Source organism: Streptomonospora nanhaiensis, from assembly GCF_013410565.1.
GTDB classification, from domain to species: domain Bacteria; phylum Actinomycetota; class Actinomycetes; order Streptosporangiales; family Streptosporangiaceae; genus Streptomonospora; species Streptomonospora nanhaiensis.
On the sequence record NZ_JACCFO010000001.1, the window covers coordinates 5103913 to 5121787 of the forward strand.

Genomic DNA, 17875 nt, shown 5'->3' on the forward strand with positions numbered 1-17875 from the left:
CATGCACCTGTCCATCACGCCCGGCCTGCTCGCCTGCGGGCAGATGCCGGTGGAAGTCGTCGAACGCAAGGGCGCCGGGCACCCCGACACCCTCGCCGACGGGGTCGCCGAGGCCGTCTCCCGCGCCTACGCGCGGTACTGCCTGGACCACTTCGGCGCGATCCTGCACCACAACAGCGACAAGACCGCCCTGCTCGGCGGTGCCGCCCATGTGGAGTTTGGCCGCGGCGAGATGACGCGGCCGCTGACCGTGCTGGTCAACGGCCGCTTCACCGAAGCCCTCGGCGCAAAGCGCGTCCCGGTGGCGGAGATCATCGACACCACCGTCCGCGCGTTCCTCACAGCCCGGCTGCCCCGGCTCGATCCCGACCGCGACATCCAGGTGCAGATGCGGCTCAGCACCGCCTCCAGCCCCGGCGCCGTCCACGGCGACAGCGCCGACCAGCAGGCCGGGCGCAAGCACTGGTTTCACCCCCGCACCCTGGACGACCTCGCCGAGCGCCACCGGGCGTTCGCCAACGACACCTCGGCCGGTGTGGGCTATGCGCCGCTGGGCGCGGCCGAACAGTTGGTCCTGGCCGTCGAGCAGTACCTCACCGGCGAGTTCGCCAGCGCCAACCCCTGGTGCGGCACCGACGTCAAGGTCATGGCGGTGCGCAGCGGCCGCCAGGTGCACCTGACCGCGTGCGTGCCCCAGATCGCCGACCACACCCCCGACCTGGACACCTACGTACGGCGCCGCGACCAGGTGCGCGCCCTCATCGCCTCCCTGGCCCACCAGGTGCTGCCCTCGGACCACCAGGTCCACGTGGCCCTCAACACCCGCGACGACGACGAGCGCCGAGAGCTGTACCTGACGGCGACCGGGTCCTCGATCGAGTCCGGCGACGAAGGCGTCGTGGGGCGCGGCAACCGCCCCACCGGCCTCATCTCCATGCTGCGGCCGATGTCCATGGAAGGCGTCAGCGGGAAGAACCCCGTCTACCACGTCGGCAAGCTCTACTCCCTGGCGGCCCAGCGCGCCGCCGAGGCCCTGCACGAGCGCACCGGCCACGCCTGCGCCGTCGTGCTGGTCTCCCAGTCGGGCCGCAACCTGGACGACCCCTGGCAGGCCGTGGTGCACACCAGCGCCCCGGCCCTGCCCGAGCTGCTGGTGCGCCAGGTGATCGGCCACATGCTCGGGGAAGGGCTGGAGGAGATCCGCTCTGGGCTGCTGGCGGGGAAGGTGGCCACCGCATGAGCGGCGCCCCCGCCGGGCGGTGGGCCGGGTGCCTGAACCCCGCCACCGTCACCGGAGCGCCCCTGCCCCAGGTCATCGCCCTGGCCGCCCGCAGCGGGCTGGACTTTGTCGAGGCGAGCATCCAGCAGGTGCTCGCCCTGGGCCCCGCCCGGGTGGGCGACCTCCTCGCCGAGCACGGCGTCGGCATCGCGGCCGCCTCCGGCGTCCTGCCGGCCGGCCCGGTCCTGCCCGCCCCGCTGCTGACCCGAGACCCCCAAACCTTCGACGGCCTCACCGACCGCCTGGCCGCGATGGCCGCGGTCGGCTGCCCGGTGGCCACCGTCCTGCTCAACCCCGCCACCGACACCCCCTACCCAGCCGCCCACGACCGCGCAGTCGCCCGCCTCCAGATGCTGACCCGCGCCGCTGCCGAGCACGGCATCACCCTCGCCGTCGAGGCCGTCGGCGCCCCGCGCGGCCACGGCCCCGCATTGAGCGGGCGCCACCCCTTCGTGACCGCCCTGCCCCACCTCGCCCGGCTCCTGGACGCCGTGGCCGCGCCCAACGCCGGCGTGTGCCTGGACGCCTTCCACTGGGCCGCCACTGGGGCCGACCCCGCCCACATCACCCGCCTGGGCCACCGCATCACCCACGTGCAGGTCGCCGACGCCCCCCACCGCATCCCGCGCGGACGGTGGGAGGACCAGATGCGCCTGTTTCCCGGAGACGGCGCCCTCGACTGGGCCGCGTTCACCGCAGCGCTCGCCGCGGCCGGCTACACCGGCCCGCTGTCGGTGGAGTTGTTCAACCCCCACCTGCGCGCACTGCCCGAGCAGGAGATCGCCGACCGGGCCGCCGCCGCGGTCCACCGCATCGCCCGGGAGGTGGCCGGGTGAGGCGCCCGCTCACGGTCGGCGTCATCGGATGCGGGGCCGCCGCCACCAGCCTGCACCTGCCGGCCCTGGCCGCGCTGCCGCAGTTCCAGGTCGAGGCTGTCACCGACATCTGCCCCGAGCGCGCCCGCGCGGCCGCCGACCGCTTCGCCGCCCGCGTCGCGCCCGACGCGCAAGCCCTGGCTGAGCAGGTGGAGGTGGTGGCGGTGCTCACCCTGGCCCACGAGGACCTGGTCGCCGCCGCCTTGGACGCCGGAGCCCACGTGGTCAGCGAGAAGCCGCTGAGCCTGGACCCGGTGCTGGGCCGCCACCTGCGCACCCGGGCCCACCGCGAGGGCCTGATGCTGCGGGTCGCTGCGGTGCGCGCCCACGACCCAACTGCAGCCGCCCTGCTGGCCGCCGCCGGACCGGGAGCCCGGTCCGGGGTGCTGACCAAGCTCGACGGCACCGATGCCCAAACGCGCGCCCGGTTCCAGGTGCCCGCCGCGCACCCGCCGGCCGCCGCCCCGCCGCTGTACCCGCAGACGCTGAGGCACCCCCGCCAGCACCGGGCCCTGGAGATCCTGGCGTGGGAGGGCTACCACCTGCTCACCCTCGCCGTCACGGCCACAACAGCGCCCCGCACCGCCCGCGCCTGCGTGCTCACCGCCGACGGCCGCACCGTGCACGCCGCCTTCACCGACGCCCACGGCCAGCTCATGACCCTGGCCGTCGGTCCGGGACCCGCAGGCGTCTACGTCGACCACGCCCGCATCACCGCGGCCTACACCGCCGAAACCGCCTTCCCCAGCCCCTACCCGGCCGGGCACGGCCACCCGCCCCACCCGGCGTTGGCCGCCCTGTGGGGCGACATCGCCCAGAGCATCCACCGCGGCGACCACGCCGTGGACACCCTGTCCGCCGACGTCGAGCAGACCGCCGCCGACCTGGCCGCGCTCACCACCACGTGAAGGGACCACCGATGCCCCCCACCCCCGCCCCCGTGCTGGCGCTCGAAGGCGTCCCCGGCAGCGGAAAGACCACCCTGTTCACCGCACTCGTGCGCGCGCTCACCCACGACTGCCTGTACTTCTGCGAACCCAACCCCACCCTCGCCGCCCAGGACCCGCACGCCACCGCACCGGCCAGCGACAGCCCGGCCGACCTCACCGACTGGTACCTGGCCCACGAGGCCGCCCGCCTGGCGGCCGCCCCCGCCGACACCGCCTGCCTGCGCCTGCTCGACCGCAACCACCTCGGCGTCCTGGCCTTCACCTACGCCTTCCGCGGCGAGAACGCCACCAGCTTCGACACCGCCCGCACCGCCTACGCCGCCACCATCGCCCCCCGCCTACCCCCCGACGCCCGCACCGCCATCCTGCTCGCCAGCCCCGACACCAGCCTCAAACGGCGCGGCGACCACCCCGAACTGCCCCGCTGGGAGCTGTGGTTCGACCGCGGCCTGCTGGAACGCCTGCACACCTTCTACACCGAGATCGCCCCCGAACTGTGCCCCACCCCGCCACTGGTCATCGACACCGAACACCTCACGCCCGACCAGGTCTGGGCCAGGCTGGCCGCCACGTGGCCCGACCTGCGGCTGCCGACCCTGCCCACCCGACCCGCCCCGGAGCGCCCCGGTGTCGACCCGGCGTTCACCGCGTTGCACCACGCCCTCGGCGGCCTGGGCGTGCTAGGACACCCCGCCAGCGCGGCATTCGCCTACCGCGGCGGACTCACCCAACTCTTCCAACTGGGCGCCCTGCACCGCGCCCCCAGCGGCGAGGTGTCGGTCTGGCAGCCCGCCGGCGCCCACCACGGGGCGGCCTCGTGAGGCGCCCTGCGGTAGCCGGGATCAACCTCGGCCACGACGGCGGCGCAGCAATCCTCACCGAGCACACGATCGTCGCCATCGGCGAGGAGCGCCTCAACCGGACCCGCTACAGCCCCGGCTGGCAGGCCGCCCTGCTCTACTGCCTCCAAGCCGCCGGGCTCACACTGGCCGACCTCGACCTCATCGGCGTCAGCGGACTGGGCCACACCCCGCCGGCCCCCGCCATGACCGGGCTGCGCCATCTGGGCATCGACGAGCGCCGCGTCCTCGCCGTGGATCACCACCTCTCCCACGCCTACACCGCCTACAGCCTCAGCCCCCACGAGAAGGCCACCGTCCTGGTCGTCGACGGGGCGGGCAACGCCGGCGACACCGAAACCGTCTACCACGCCACCCCGGCGGGGATCGTCCGCGTGGCCGCGGCCCCGGCCGGCCGTCCACGCGCGGGCGGCATCGGCGCCACCTACGAAGCCTTCACCAACTACCTGGGCTGGCACGAGCAGGAAGCGGGAAAGGTCATGGCCCTGGCCGCCTACGGGAGCCCCAACGCGGCCACGACCGAGCCCTTGTTCGACGTCGACGGGGCGCAGGTGCGCGGCCGCCTCAACCTCACCCACCAGGAGGGGGTCGCGGAGTTCGCCGCCCGCACCGGCGCAGACTTCGGCCCTGCGGGCGGTCGCGGCCGCGGGCTGGCCGGCGCGGACGCGGCCGCCTACCTCCAGCACCACACCGAGACCGCGCTCGTCCGGCTCGCCGGGGCCGCGATCGCGCTCACCGGCGAACCGCGTCTGGCCATGGCCGGGGGTGTGGCGCTCAACTGCGTCGCCAACGAGGCGGTGCGGGCATCGGGCGCGCGCGACCTGTTCGTGCCGCCGCCCGCCTCCGACCGCGGCCAGGCACTGGGCAACGCCCTGGCCGCCTGGCACCGCGCCACCGGCGAGATCCCGCGCCGCCCCGTGCACGCCGACTCCTTCGGCCGCACCTACAGCGATGCCGAGATCGAGGCCGCGCTGCGCCGCGAACCCGCCTCGGGGCTGGTGGAGCGGCGCAGGTGCGCGTTCTCCTGGCGAGGCGACGCCGACATCGCCCGCACGGCCGCCCAAATGGTCGCCGAGGGCCAACTGGTCGGCTGGCACCAGGGCGGCAGCGAGCTGGGCCCGCGCGCGCTCGGGCACCGGTGCATCCTCGCCGACCCTCGAACCGTGGCCAGTCGAGACACCCTCAACACCAGGGTCAAGCACCGCGAAGGTTTTCGCCCGTTCGCCCCGGCCGTCCTGTCCCGTGCCGCCGAGGACTGGTTCACCCCCCTCAGCGCGCCCTCGCTGCTATCGCCGTTCATGCTCGGCGCGCCCCGGCTCCACCCCGTCCGGGCTGACCTCGTGCCCGCCGTGGTCCACGTGGACGGCACCGCCCGAGCCCAACTGGTCGACCCCGACCACGAGCCGCTGTTCGCCCGGCTGATCACCGAGTTCCACCGCCTCACGGGTGTGCCGATGGTGCTCTGCACCAGCTTCAACGACACCGAGCCGATCGTGGAGACCCCGGCGCACGCTCTGGCCACCTTCCAGGCCACCGAACTGGACGCCCTGTGCATCGGCGACTACCTCGCAGAGAAGGCCCCGTCGCGCCAGAATGGGATCCATGACCGCCCCTGAGCTGCGCCGCGCCGCTCGCGTGATCGTGCTGGACGAGGCCGACCGCACCCTGCTTCTGCGTATCGTCGACCGCGGCCGCGTGTTCTGGGCGACACCGGGCGGCAGCCTGGAGCCCGGCGAGGACGAGGAGGCCGCAGCGCGGCGGGAGGTGGCCGAGGAACTGGGGCTCAGCGGCATCACGCTAACCCCCGCCCTGGCCTACCGCACCACCGAGCACCTCGTCGGCGGCGCGATGCGCCGCCAGGTCGAGACCTACTACCTCACCCGGGTAGACGCCCAGCAGGCCGATGCCTCGCACGGGACGCAGACCGACAACATCACGGCTCGGCGCTGGTGGCAGCGGCCGGACATTGGGTCCAGCGTCGAGCCGGTCTACCCCGTAGGGCTGGCCGACCTCATCGAGGCGTACCTCACCCAGGGCGCGCCCGCCTCACCGGTGCAGCTCCCGAGGTAGCCAGGGTGGGCAGGACACTGGCCACCGGCGGCACCGCGCCGGGCGGCCTGCGCGGCCCCGAGGACCGGCCCGTGCGCAGGCCCCGGGGCCACTGGAGTTCGCGGATGGGGGTGCCAGGCCTTAGCCAGCCCGCCGGCCGAGCCGCCCCGCCCCCTGACCGCAGGCCCCAGCGCGGGGGCGCGTGTGGCCGTGGGAGTCTCGCGTTTGAGCGCTCCGGATAGGCCCGGCATCCGGAAGGGGCCGGGCTTTTCTCGCGCTGTGGCTCATCCGCGTTCGCCGTGCTCGAACCGGGCCGAACGTGCCGCCCAGTACGCCTTCTGCAAACGAGCGGTGTTGTGGGCGAAACGCGGGTAGAGCCCGGGATCGACCCACCCCTCCCCCTGGTGGCGGATCGGGCATATCCCGACCTGCCCTCGAAGCTTGAGGAGCACCGCCGGGCAGAAGGGGCAGTCCGTCCACCACCAGAATCCGCTCTTGGGCGGGCGCGTCTTCCCCTTGAACGGGGGGTTGAGTCGAAACGCCGTCGGTTTGAGGTTGTACTCCCATGACGCCGGCCCTGCCGAGATCACCTGCCACCCGTCTTCGTCCACCCATGTCCACTGGTCGGGCCCGTGGAACTGGTCCATGGTCGTGATGTGCGACAGGTCCGGTGCGGGCATCTCGGGCTTGGCGAAGTACACGTAGACGGGGAGTTCCGATCCTGTGGCGAGTCCTTGCGCGCGTTCGAGTTCGCTGTCCGTGGGGAACTGGCCTTTGACCTCGAACCAGAACGCTTGGTCGCTGTTGGCATAGAGGAGGAAGTCCGGTAGGTAGGGCGCCCCGTCGACGAGGTAGCCCTGGGGCTCGTACTCCCAGGGGATGCCGAGCTGGTCGAAGAACACGGCCCAGCGGGCTTCGAGGCGGGACCGGAACCGGTGGCCGGCGTAGCGGGTCTCGATGGGAGTGATGGACATGGGGGCTCCTGTCTTCAGTGGTGCCATGATGCCTGTTCGCGTCGACCGCTGGGCCACCGCAGCGTCCCGCGTTTCATCGGAGCCAATGCCCCTGATCGAGGCACGGGCCGCGGCGCCTTGGGGGTGTGGGCGGTGAGGGGTCCGGTGATGAGGGGGCGGCCGACGACAGGCCGTGGGCGATGCGCTTCCGCAGTGCGGGAGCAGTCTCATCGCGCTCGGAGTTTTCGGCCGGCACCCGCCGCACCCCGCGGGCCTCCTTGGGGTCGGGCGTGGCCTGGTGGCCGCCACCGGCCAACTCCAGTGACACCCCGTGTCCGCCGGGCTACCGTCCCCCTGGTAGACACCCCAACCCCCGGGAGGCTCCCATGGGCGACCACGGCAACCAGGACAAACCCACCGACAGCGGCAGGGGCGGCAGCTCCAGCACAGACGGCTCCAAACCGTCCCGGCACGGCTCGGAGGGCGTGCCGCCGCAGTCCGGCGACGGGCAGGGCGGCAAACCCCAGTGACCTCCCGCTACCCCGGCGCGCCGATCGCGCGCGTGCTCACCGCCAAGGGCGCGATCCAGGACCCGGCCTGGCACCGCGCCGTCCTGGCCGTCCCCCGCGACCGGTTCGTCCCCGAGGTCGTGTGGGCGCAGGACGACGACGGCTGGTACACCCCGATCCCGGTCACCGACCCCGACCCCCAGCGGTGGCTGACCGAGGACGTCAGCATCGTCACCCAGGTGGACGACGGCCACCCCACCGGCACCGACGGCCGCGGATTCACCCCCTCCTCCAGCATCTCCCAACCCTCCCTCGTCGTCGGGATGCTGGAGGCCATGGGCGCCCGCGACGGCGACACCGTGCTGGAGATCGGCACCGGCACCGGCTACAACACCGCCCTCCTGTGCGAGCGGCTGGGCGACGAGAACGTCACCACGATCGAGATCGACCCCGACGTCGCCGAGGCCGCCCGCGCGCGGCTGCACCAGCTCGGGTACAAGCCCCGGCTGGTGGTCGGCGACGGCGCCCACCCGCCCGAAGGGCCCTACGACCGCCTGATCGCCACGGTCGCGGTCACCCGGATCCCGCCGGCGTGGGTGCGGGCGGTCGCGCCGGGCGGGATGGTGGTGGTCCCGTGGGCACCGGGCGCGGGGTTCGCCGAATCGGTGCTCCTCCGGCTGGAGGGCGGCGACGGCCAGGCGGCGGGCCGGATTGTCGGCGACGCCGCGTTCATGCTGGCGCGCTCCGACCGGCCCCCGGTGGACGAGTGGCGGACCTGGGTGGACGAGGACGACCCCGACGCCACCAGCGAGTTCATCGCGCTCAACCCGCGCGTGGTGGCCGACCGCAACCCTGGCTGGAGCGTGGTCCTGGGGTGGGCGGTGCCCGGCCTCGGCTACGCCTCCTACGAGGCCGCCCCCGACAACCACCCGGCGGCCGGCGAGGCCACCATCTACGTGTTCGATCGCGACCGCTCCTGGGCGGTCGCCGAGTACAAACTTCCCGGCGGGATGTACGAGACCCGGCGGGCCGGACCGCGCGACCTGTGGGCCGAGATCACCGCCGCGCGCGGCGCGTGGTGCCAGGCCGGGCGGCCAGGCCGGGACCGGCTCGGGCTCACCGTCACCGCGACCGGGGAACACACCCTGTGGGTGGACACCCCCGCGCACCCTCTGGCCTGTACTCCCTGACGTATAGCGATGCCCGCCCTATCCTGAAGACGCGAATCGACGGATAGGACGGGCAACCATGCACCACGATACCCCCTCAGACCCCACCCCCCCAGAGCACGCGCAGACCATCGGAACCCGCCTGACCGAACTCCGAAATCGCCGCGGGCTCACCCAAGAAGCACTCGCAGAACAGACCGGGCTCAGCGTCGGAGTCATCCGCAAGATCGAGAACGCCCGCGGGGGCGCCCGCATGGAGACCTACCGCCTGATCGCGGATGCTCTCGGCGTGGAGACGATCGTTTTCGCGGTCCCCGGCTCCCCGGCACCGCAGCCGTCCACTCACCAGGACACCGCCCTGGCCGAGATCCGCGCGGCGATCAACCCGCCCGCTGGGATGCGCGGCCCCATCATGCCGCGCGGCCTGGACACCCCGGACCTCGGCATGCTCGCCGACGCCACGAAGATTCTGGCCCAGCACTACGAGCGTGACGAGTACGACACCGTCGCCCGCATGGCCCCGGCCGTGGTCCGGGCTGCTCATCTCCACGTGAATCTCCTGGACGGAGACGACCAGGCGGCGGCCCGCCGTCTGCGGTCGGACGTGCTCGGCGTGGCCGGCCGGTGGTTGATCCAGGTCCGCGAACACGATCTTGCTTTGGTGGCGCTGCGGGATGCCCTGTCCGACGCGCTGGCGGTGGACGACACCCCGCGCGCGGCTCGCGCTATCTCGTCGGAAGCGTGGGCGCTGCTGCGGCAGGGGCGATTCGCCGAGGTCGAAACGCTGTGCTCCACTTCGGCCGACATGATCGAGCCCTCGAAAATCACGAAGGCCAGCCCCGATGAGCTGTCCGCGTGGGGGTGGCTGCTACTGCGGGCGTCGGCGGCGGCGGTCCGCAACAACCGGCCGGCCGAGGCGAACATGTTCCACCGGCACGCCATGTCGGCGGCGGCGGCGGTGGGGAGGGAAGTGAGGAACCCCATCGGTCAAACGTTTGGGCCAATGACGGTCGCCCTGAAAGGCCCAGAGAACGCTTTGGTGTCCGAAAAGCCGGATTTGGCGTTGCGGCTGGCGGAAGAGCTTCCGTGGAACGCCGGGGTGTCGATGCGGTCGGATATGCACCGGCACGGAATCGACAAAGCCCGCGCGCACTTCAAGCTGGGCAACGTCGACGATGCGGAACAGCTCCTTCAGGAACTCCGGGTGGAGGCCCCGGAGTGGCTGCGGCACCAGCAGTCCGCGCGGGACGCGGTTGAAGACATGATCAACGACAAGAAGCGCCGCCCGAGCCGGACCCTGGTTGACCTCGCTAAATTCCTCCAGGTGTCCTTGTAACCCGCGCGGACGCGCCAGGTATCACGTGGCGTGATAGTTCCCGGCGGGGCGTTGGCAAAAGTGCCACGCCCCGCTTCTGTTTGCGCAGGCCAGGAGCCGTTACGTTCGTCACCCAAGGATTTTCTAGGAGGTGACGGCGTTGAGGCCCCGATCCGACGAGCGCGACGCCCTGCACGGGCCGTGGCCCACCGAGGCCGAAATCCTGGCGGGCGAATTTCCGCACTGGGAGATCTGGCGGGAACGGCGCGACGACGGGACGCACGGGGACTGGTGCGCCCAACTCGGCAGCAACCCCCCGCTGAAAGCGGCGTCCCTCAGCGACCTCCGCGAGCAACTGATGGCTCAGCCGTGACCTCGTGACACAAAAAGTGGCGGGAGGGCGCCAACCACATCCCGCCACCTGAAATCAATCCCTGATTCTGGTGGAGGATTCTATGCTTCCCGTTCGCCGCCGACAAGACCGCGGCCGGCACCGCACCCGCCACCGCGCTGAGGGCTGCACCGGCCGGGTGCGCGGCACGGACCCCACGACAGCCCTCGAAGTCCTCGCCGCCCTCGCCACCCCGGCCGCCGAGGTGCGCATGGTCGCTCCCCGCGTGGGGCCGTGGCTTGACCCGGCCGCCCGCGCCCGGTGGGAGTGGGAGCGCGACCGCCGGTTGGAGCTGGAGCGCGCCCGCGAGTCCGCCCCGCGCCCGCTGGTGCGGGGTGACGGCCTGGACGATCTGCGCGCGGCGCTCCTGCCGGGGGTGCGGGTGCTGGCCGAGCGGCAGCGGGGGGCGCGGTGACCCCTAACCCCACCCCCGCCCCGGCCCCGGCCCCGGCCCGCGAGTACACGCCCCGCCCGCTCGACCACGACACCTACGACCGGTTCGTCGCCCTCACCCTGACACACCGGGGCTGGTGCGCCAGGTACTCCGCCGACGCGACCGGCGACATCTTTTTCCAGGCGGTGCACCACGACACCGGCGACACCGTGGGCGCCTACGGCCTCGACCGATTCGCCCAGCTCCTCGACCTCGCCGACAGGGGGACCCCGTGATGCCCGCGAAGGTCCTGCCCCTACGCCAGGGACAGCCCGCCGGCCTCGACCCGGACGTGCTGGCGAAACTCCGCGCGGAGCACCCGGACTGGTGGATCCGCCCCGAGTGCGGACAGTACGTCGCCACCCACCGGGGCGACCAGGCCGACGAGCAGCGCCACCGCGCCGGGATCCTGGTCGTGGTGTCCGCCCCCACCCCCGCCGCCCTCCACGCCGAACTCGTCTACCAGGGGGTGTTGCGGTGGGTGGAGTCCGCGACCGCCGTGCGGAGGTGGTGCCGGTGACCGCCGACATCGACCCGGCGGCCGTCGTCGCCCACCTCCAGCAGCGGCACGGAGGCCGCTCACCGCGTTCGCCTTCGGCGCCTACTCCGGCGTGCTCCGGCGTGTACTACGCCATCGGGGTATTCGGTGTCGCCACCGCCCCCGACCCCGACACGGCGGCCACCCTCGCGGAGGAATACGCCGCGAAGGTGGACCGGTGGCACGCCGCCCCGCCCGCCCCGGCGCCGATCCCCACGGCGGCCGAACGGTCCGCCGCTCGGACCGGACGGCGACCTCGAACACCCCGGCGTCGAGGACCGCATCAAGGCGTGGCGCTACCCCGGGCCGCAAACCTGACGGCCCCCTCTGAGCGCCCGCGCGCCGGGACAGGACCAGTCCTGATGAGGCACCCCGGCGCGCGGGTCAACCGGCCGCACCGTCCCTCCCAGCGGCCGGCGCCCCCGCGGAATCGTGCCCGTGCGGGGGCAGCCCGGCGCGGCCCACCCTCCCGGGCTGCGCCGGGACGCCCCGCCCCCGGGACCTTGGGGGCGGGGCACCCCTTCCTCTCTCAGACAGGAGCCCCCCTTTTGGCCTTGAAGATCATGTCCCTCAACATCCAGCACGGCGGCATCCTCGACCCGGCGGGAAACCCGGACGACCGGTGGCCCGACCTCGCGAAGATCATCAACCGGCAGCGCCCCGACATCCTCCTCCTCCAGGAGCTCATGGATTGGGACCGCCACCTCTACGCCCAGCTCTACCGCGCCCAGGCCGACCTCGCGATGATGGCGGCCGGCCTGACGTGGGGACGGGCGGGCGGCGGTGGCGGCACCTTCTACCGGCCCGACACGGTCACCCAAGTGGGGTGGGCCGACAAGTTCAGCCGGGAGCTGTACGCCGGTCTCGGCGTGGCCCTGTTCGCCGTGCCCGGGTTGCCGGAGCGCCTGACCGTGGTCAACACGCACCTCACGACGGTCGGCCCCGAGGCCGCGGTCCCCGAGGCGATGCGGGCGGCCGACCGGGTGGTCAGGTACAGCCCCTACGGGGTCCTGGCAGGCGACATCAACGTGCACCCGCTGTGCGACGGCGGACAGGCGCCGGACCCAAGCACGGTGAAGCCGCTGGACTACGCCGCCAGGTGGACGGCCGACGGTGAGCCGGACCGGCGGGTGGCCACGGGGCTCTACCGCGCCGGCCTGGTGGACGTCGCCGACTACATCGCCCGCCGCACCGGCAACCAGGCCCACTACGCGGCGACCGGGCATGGCGGGATCCGGGTGGACCAGGCTCATGTCACCCGCGCCCTGGTGCCGATGCTGGTCGGGTACGAGCGGATCGACACCGGGGACGCGAGCGACCACGACGGGTTCGTGGTCACGGTGGATCCGGCGGCGGCGGGGAGGGCTGACGCGCCGGTGACCCCGGCGGAGGAGGAGGCGCGCGAGGCGGAGGTGCGCGCCGCGATGTGACCCCCCGGCGTAGGCCGGGAGGCGCCCCCAGCACGGAGCGGTCTGGGGGTGAGCACCCGGCGCCCGTCCTACTGGGCGCCGGGCCGCCCGCCCCGTGGAGGACACGGGGCGGGCTCTCCGGTGCGGGTCGTGTGCCAGCGGGGCCCGCGCCGCTGCTGAAGCGCCTGCTGTCCGGGCGCATCTCCCCGCCGCCGCCTGCTGCGGACCCGCCGGGCGGCGGCGGGCCCACGTGGAGGTGTGACTCCCCGGAACGCGAAAAGCGCCCCGCCCCTCCCGAGGCGTATTCGACCGGTCGTCGCAACACCGGTTGATCAATTGGCTGTCGCTAGGAGCCTAGCGAGACGCTCGGCCGGGGTCTCCCAGCCGAGCGTTTTTCGCGGTCTGGCGTTGAGTTCGGCAGCAACGGTGTCCAGGTCATCGCGGGTGAGGACGGACAGGTCGGTGCCGCGTGGGAAGTACTGGCGCAGCAGGCCGTTGGTGTTCTCGTTGCTGCCGCGCTGCCAAGGCGAGTGAGGATCGCAGAAGTAGACGGGCATGTCGGTGGCCATGGTGAACTCGTAGTGCAGGCCCAGCTCTGACCCCTGGTCCCAGGTGAGCGAACGTTTCAGCTGGGTGGGCAGGGTGCGCATGGTGGTGACCAGGGCGTCGCGGACGGTCTCGGCGGTCCGGTCGGTGGGCAGGTGGACCAGCAAGACGTAGCGGGTGGTGCGCTCTACCAGGGTGCCTATCTGCGACAGATGGTTCTTGCCGATGATCAAGTCGCCCTCCCAGTGGCCCGGGACGGCGCGGTCGGCGACTTCGGCCGGCCGCTCGCTGATCATTACCATCGGGGTGGCATAGCGCGGTTGCCGCTGTTGCGCCTGGCGGCGCGGCTTGCGGTAGGCGCGGCCGGTGCGCAGCGCTCGGATGAGTTCGCGGCGCAGCTCACCGCGGCCCTGGACGTAGAGGGCTTGGTAGATGGTCTCGTGGCACACGCGCAGGTCCGGTCGGTCGGGGAAGCGGCGCCGCAGCATCTGGCTGATCTGCTCTGGGCTCCATTTCATCTCCAGCCAGGACTGGACTATGCCGCGCAGTTCGGGGTTGGCCACCAGCTTGCCGGGCTTGGGCCGGGCTCGACGCTGGTTGGCGCGGGCCTGGGCGGCGTGCGGCCGGTAGTGCCAGTCGTTGCGGGCGCCCTCGGTGCGGTTGCGGCGAACCTCCCGGCTGATCGTCGAGGGACTGCGGCCCAGTTCAGCAGCGATCGTCCGCAACGACGCGCCCTCGCGGAGTCGGTCGGCGATGTGGATTCGGTCGGACTCGTTCAGGTACCGCCCCGACAAAAGCGAAGGTCGGGGCGCCTCCGTAACCGGAGGCGCCCCTGGACGGCCGCTGGTCGGGTTGGTCCCGTTCCTCCACCGCTTGCCGGTTCGCCGATTGACGCCGACGATCCGGCAAGCTGCCTGACTGCTGTACCCCGACTCCATGAGCCGGAAGTATTCCGCCCGCTCCCGCTCTAGCTTCTTGCGGCCCTGTGGCCCTCTGTCCTTGCGGATCTCGAACCCCATCGCATCCCCTGGCTCAGGGGGTTGCGACGACCGCTAGAAGGTGAGGCATGGCGGCGGGGCGCCTTCCTCTGTTCGAGTTCAGGCAGTCGGCCACCCATGCAGCGCGAACCGGTCCCCGGATACCCATGCCTGGATGCCTTCGGCCGGGTAGGGGATCGTGTTCCACGGCAGCACGCGCGGGTCGGCCCACACAAGCTTGCCAGCCTTGTCCGGCTCGGCGACGACCGGTTCCCCCGACCATTTCTCGGCAAGGAAGAACATGCCGACGCGGGCGAGGTCCGGGTTCTGTCGGTGATGCACGACGGCGACCAGGGACAGGTCGGCCGGGTCGATGGTGACGCCGACCTCTTCTCGGGCTTCCCTGGCCGCGCCGTGCGGGATCGGCTCGCCCTCGTCGAGGTGGCCCGAGGGTAGGTGCAGCATCCCGTCGCAGTAGCCCGTTCCCTGCCGCTCCAGCAGGAGAATCTCGTCTCCCCTTGGCAGGATCACGTGTACGTCGATGATGCTGCGGTAGCGCTCCGGCACGGGGTCACCTCATCAGGCGGATTCACGGTGTCGTTGCGACCATAGCCCCCCGATGGTGCTGGTGAGCCCTGAAAGCAGCGACTCGATCGTTTCCGGTCCGCGCGAGGTGTCGGCGACGATGGTGCGCACGCCGGCGCGTTCGGATGCCGCGGCGGCCCCTCGGTACAGCTCGACCTCACGGCTGGGAAGGGCCGGGTCGTCCTCGAACCGTCCGTGCGAGCCGCGCACGGCGAGCCGTTCGCGCAGCACCTCGGGCGGGGCGGTGAGGACGATTTGCAGGTCCGGCGGGTCGGCGAGGGCGTTGATGCAGCGCACCACCGGTTCGGGCACGCCGTCGATCCCGGCTTGCAGGACCAGCGAGGACAGGGTGTAGCGGTCGCACAGCACCACCTTCCCGGCGTTGACGGCCGGGCGGATCTCGGTTTCGAGGTGGTGGTAGCGGTCAGCGCCGACCAGGCACGCCAAGGCCATGCCCGTGTACTCGTGGGTGCGCGAGCGCGCGAGCTGCCCGATCTCGCCGCGTGAGGGCTCGGTGGTCGACAGCACGGGCACCCCGGCGCCGGTGAGCCGTTCGGTGAGGTTGCGGAGCAGGGTGGACTTCCCGGCGGCGCCGGGGCCGTCGATCGCGACGAACAAGCCTCGGCTCATGCGGCGGCCCTCCGCCCGTGCTCGCCGTGGGACAGTTCGACCAGGGCGGCGCGGACCTCGTCCACGGTGGCCTCGCCGAACTGGATACCGCTGGAGAAGTTGAACTCGTCGCGGCCCCGCATGGCCTCGTCTACGCCTTGGTCGGTGAGGTCCACCGCCGTGTAGTCGAGCAGCTGGTCGGGAGTGTAGTAGCCGGTGGCCATGAGCCGTGCCCATTCGGGGGTGCCGGGGTAGGGGCGGAACTCGAACACCGAGGAGCGGAACCGGCCCGGGGCTCGGTCGGTGATGTCCCACAGTTCGCGCACGAGATTGACGGTCTCGCGCATCTCGGCGCGGCTCTCGCTGGGGAACCCCAGGATGAAGTACCCCTTCACTGAGATCCCGCGCTCGACGAGCCGGGTCACGGTCGAGCGGATCATGTCCTGGGTGATCCGCTTGTCGATGTAGGACAGCATCCGCTCGGACCCGGACTCGATCCCCAGGGCGACCTCGCGTAGCCCGTTCTTCACGAGCCGGTCCAAGACGTCGTCGCCTTCGCGGGCGAGTACGTTGATCCGCCCCGTGGCGTCCCAGACCGCCCAGTCACCGACCTTGTGCGCGGCGAAGCCGTCCATCATCTGCTTGATGACGCGGCGGGCGCCCAAGAACAGGTCGTCAACGAACCGGAACGCAGTGACTCCGTAGGCGGTGCGGAGCTGCTCCATCTCGGCCACCACGTTCTCGGCCGAGCGCACGCGGATCGTCACATCCGGGTTCGCCGAGACGGCGGCGCCGCAGAAACTACAGTCGTACGGGCAACCCCTCGCGCCGACCATGTTCGCTTCCCACCGGCCGGCGTCGTGGTGGGGGTCTTGGGTGAGGTACCGGCGGTCGACGAACGGCAGTTCGTTGATTGGCGGGGCGAGGTGGTGGTTCTGGCCAGGGCGGCCGCCGGTCACCGGCTGCCGCATGACGGGGTCGAGCCACATCACCCCGGGCAGGTCGCCCCGGTTGCGGTGGTCGGCCAGCAGTTCGGCGACGCGGGTCTCACCCTCGCCGATCACCAGGGCCTCGCACCGGGCCATGCGCGGATCGGTGAGGATCTCGGTCGGCATGGCCGTGGCCTGGTGGCCGCCGAGCAGGACCTTGATCTCCGGGTCGAGGGCGGCGGCGATGTTCGCGGAGATCTCGTAGGTCGGGGCGAGCAGGTTGAACCCGACCCAGCGCGGGTGGACGGCGTTCACGGCCTGGGCGACGGCGGCGACCGGCAGACCGAGCGCCTCGCCGTCGAGTACGCCGGCGTTGAATCCGCGGTGAGCGGCATAGGTGGCGATGTAACCCATCCCCAGGACGGGCAACGTGAAGTCGTTGACGCGCGGCCGCTCGGCGTAGTCGCGCAACGGGGCGTTGACCAGGAGCAGTTCGAGGGGACGGGCGGGGTCGTGGCCCGTGATCAGGTCATGAGGGTTCGTTCTGGTCGAGGGGTTGGGCACGTTCGCCTCCCAGGGCGAGAGTGAGTGCGGTCACAACGGACAGTTCGTAGGAGGAATTGCTGTAGGAGGACCAGCGAGCCGCGAACGCGGCTTCCTGGTCGGGAAGATCGAGGTCGGGGAAGGTCTGCCGGGCGTACTTGCGCACGGCCATGTCGCCGTAGGGGTAGAGGGAGAAGTCGCCGGTGAAGTCGGCGACGGCGGCGCCGGCCGTCCACGGGCCGATCCGGGGAACGGCTTGTAGTTCGCCGACGAGGTCGGAGGGGGGCGCCTGCTCCCACTTTTCGCCGTGGTCGAGCACCGCCTGGGCGGCCGCGCGGAGCGGGTCGCGTTTGAACGCCATCCCGAGCCCGGTGAACGCCTCGTCGGCAAGGGCCAGCACCACCTTGGGAGCGGGGAAGACCCGGCTGGCCTCGGCGGGTTCGCCGTAGGTACTGGTGAAGCGCTGGTACATGAGGCGGGCCTGGTCGGCGCGGATGACCTGCCGGATGATCGCGGTCGCGACGGCTTCCCACAGGTCGGGGGTGCGGAGCCGGGCGACGGGGCCATGGGCTTCGAGCCCTCGGCGCAGTGGTTCGGGGGCGCGGTCGGAGAGATCGGCGGGGTCGTAGACATCGATGGCGGGGCCAGGCGTAGACAGTTCGATCCCGGCGGCGCTCGCTGATGCCAGCGAGACGCCGTTGGCCGTGCGGACGAGGCGGCGGCCGTTGTTCCAGGCGGGGTGTTCGCACAGGATGCGCATGGTGTCACTCCGATTCATCAGGGGATTGCACCCTCCCATGAGACGAGGGGCGAACACGGTGAAGGGGAGGGGCGCCCGGCGACAGCCACGTGCACCGGGCGCCCCTGCTGCGCCAGCGGAGCGCGGTGCGGTCCCCGACCACCTGCTGGAGGTGGCGGGCGTCTTCGTACAGGTGGCTGTCCTCCTGAGCGCTCCA

19 protein-coding genes are annotated in these 17875 nt (G+C 72.3%); 13 read left to right on the plus strand and 6 right to left on the minus strand.

What is annotated here, in order from left to right:
- Position 1: 1 nt before the first annotated feature.
- The 6 genes from HNR12_RS22635 to HNR12_RS22660 are packed head-to-tail and all read left to right on the plus strand — an operon-like array spanning position 2 to position 6034.
- A complete protein-coding gene (locus HNR12_RS22635; RefSeq protein ID WP_179769456.1) occupies positions 2-1240 on the plus strand; it encodes a methionine adenosyltransferase in 1239 nt (412 codons plus the stop codon).
- Entirely contained in the window at positions 1237-2115 is an 879-nt protein-coding gene (locus HNR12_RS22640) for a sugar phosphate isomerase/epimerase family protein (RefSeq protein WP_179769457.1), read from the plus strand. The genes HNR12_RS22635 and HNR12_RS22640 overlap by 4 nt, the downstream gene beginning before the upstream one ends.
- A complete protein-coding gene (locus tag HNR12_RS22645) occupies positions 2112-3062 on the plus strand; it encodes a Gfo/Idh/MocA family oxidoreductase (protein WP_217782709.1) in 951 nt (316 codons plus the stop codon). The genes HNR12_RS22640 and HNR12_RS22645 overlap by 4 nt, the downstream gene beginning before the upstream one ends.
- Before the next feature lie 11 nt (positions 3063-3073).
- Positions 3074-3925: a hypothetical protein gene (locus tag HNR12_RS22650; RefSeq protein ID WP_179769458.1), complete on the plus strand. Its 852-nt coding sequence runs from the start codon at positions 3074-3076 to the stop codon at positions 3923-3925.
- A complete protein-coding gene (locus tag HNR12_RS22655; RefSeq protein WP_179769459.1) occupies positions 3922-5580 on the plus strand; it encodes a carbamoyltransferase C-terminal domain-containing protein in 1659 nt (552 codons plus the stop codon). The genes HNR12_RS22650 and HNR12_RS22655 overlap by 4 nt, the downstream gene beginning before the upstream one ends.
- Positions 5567-6034, plus strand: a complete 468-nt coding sequence (locus HNR12_RS22660) for an NUDIX hydrolase (protein WP_179769460.1) — start codon at positions 5567-5569, stop codon at positions 6032-6034. Before HNR12_RS22655 ends, HNR12_RS22660 begins: the two co-directional genes overlap by 14 nt.
- A 263-nt stretch (positions 6035-6297) precedes the next feature.
- Here the strand turns inward: HNR12_RS22660 and HNR12_RS22665 are convergent, their stop codons facing one another.
- Complete coding sequence (locus tag HNR12_RS22665) at positions 6298-6987, minus strand: hypothetical protein (protein WP_179769461.1); 690 nt, start codon at positions 6985-6987, stop codon at positions 6298-6300.
- 505 nt (positions 6988-7492) lie between these two features.
- Here HNR12_RS22665 and HNR12_RS22670 point away from each other — a divergent pair.
- The 7 genes from HNR12_RS22670 to HNR12_RS22700 all read left to right on the plus strand — a co-directional run bounded on the left by HNR12_RS22670 (position 7493) and on the right by HNR12_RS22700 (position 12751).
- Positions 7493-8665 (plus strand): methyltransferase domain-containing protein, encoded by a 1173-nt coding sequence (locus HNR12_RS22670; RefSeq protein ID WP_179769462.1) that lies wholly within the window; start codon positions 7493-7495, stop codon positions 8663-8665.
- Positions 8666-8723: 58 nt separating this feature from the next.
- The gene (locus HNR12_RS22675; RefSeq protein ID WP_179769463.1) at positions 8724-9980 is read left to right on the plus strand and encodes a helix-turn-helix domain-containing protein; all 1257 of its coding nucleotides are present in this window, start codon (positions 8724-8726) and stop codon (positions 9978-9980) included.
- Between the two features lie 139 nt (positions 9981-10119).
- The gene (locus tag HNR12_RS22680) at positions 10120-10332 is read left to right on the plus strand and encodes a hypothetical protein (protein WP_179769464.1); all 213 of its coding nucleotides are present in this window, start codon (positions 10120-10122) and stop codon (positions 10330-10332) included.
- Positions 10333-10414: 82 nt separating this feature from the next.
- The gene (locus tag HNR12_RS22685; protein WP_179769465.1) at positions 10415-10765 is read left to right on the plus strand and encodes a hypothetical protein; all 351 of its coding nucleotides are present in this window, start codon (positions 10415-10417) and stop codon (positions 10763-10765) included.
- A complete protein-coding gene (locus HNR12_RS22690) occupies positions 10762-11019 on the plus strand; it encodes a hypothetical protein (RefSeq protein ID WP_179769466.1) in 258 nt (85 codons plus the stop codon). Before HNR12_RS22685 ends, HNR12_RS22690 begins: the two co-directional genes overlap by 4 nt.
- Complete coding sequence (locus HNR12_RS22695; protein ID WP_179769467.1) at positions 11019-11303, plus strand: hypothetical protein; 285 nt, start codon at positions 11019-11021, stop codon at positions 11301-11303. Before HNR12_RS22690 ends, HNR12_RS22695 begins: the two co-directional genes overlap by 1 nt.
- A 566-nt stretch (positions 11304-11869) precedes the next feature.
- On the plus strand, positions 11870-12751 hold the full coding sequence (locus HNR12_RS22700) for an endonuclease/exonuclease/phosphatase family protein (RefSeq protein WP_179769468.1): 882 nt from the start codon (positions 11870-11872) through the stop codon (positions 12749-12751).
- A 311-nt stretch (positions 12752-13062) separates the two neighbouring features.
- On the opposite strand, the gene HNR12_RS22705 is transcribed toward HNR12_RS22700, so the two are convergent.
- The 5 genes from HNR12_RS22705 to HNR12_RS22725 form a co-directional block, all read right to left on the minus strand.
- Complete coding sequence (locus HNR12_RS22705) at positions 13063-14295, minus strand: IS30 family transposase (protein ID WP_218901818.1); 1233 nt, start codon at positions 14293-14295, stop codon at positions 13063-13065.
- A 78-nt stretch (positions 14296-14373) separates the two neighbouring features.
- Positions 14374-14820, minus strand: coding sequence for an NUDIX hydrolase (locus tag HNR12_RS22710; protein WP_179769469.1), 447 nt, complete (start codon positions 14818-14820; stop codon positions 14374-14376).
- A gap of 12 nt (positions 14821-14832) precedes the next feature.
- A complete protein-coding gene (tmk, locus tag HNR12_RS22715; RefSeq protein ID WP_179769470.1) occupies positions 14833-15468 on the minus strand; it encodes a dTMP kinase in 636 nt (211 codons plus the stop codon).
- On the minus strand, positions 15465-16940 hold the full coding sequence (locus HNR12_RS22720) for a B12-binding domain-containing radical SAM protein (protein WP_179769471.1): 1476 nt from the start codon (positions 16938-16940) through the stop codon (positions 15465-15467). The genes tmk and HNR12_RS22720 overlap by 4 nt, the downstream gene beginning before the upstream one ends.
- Positions 16906-17697: a DNA-3-methyladenine glycosylase family protein gene (locus HNR12_RS22725; RefSeq protein ID WP_179769472.1), complete on the minus strand. Its 792-nt coding sequence runs from the start codon at positions 17695-17697 to the stop codon at positions 16906-16908. The genes HNR12_RS22720 and HNR12_RS22725 overlap by 35 nt, the downstream gene beginning before the upstream one ends.
- Positions 17698-17875 lie beyond the last annotated feature (178 nt).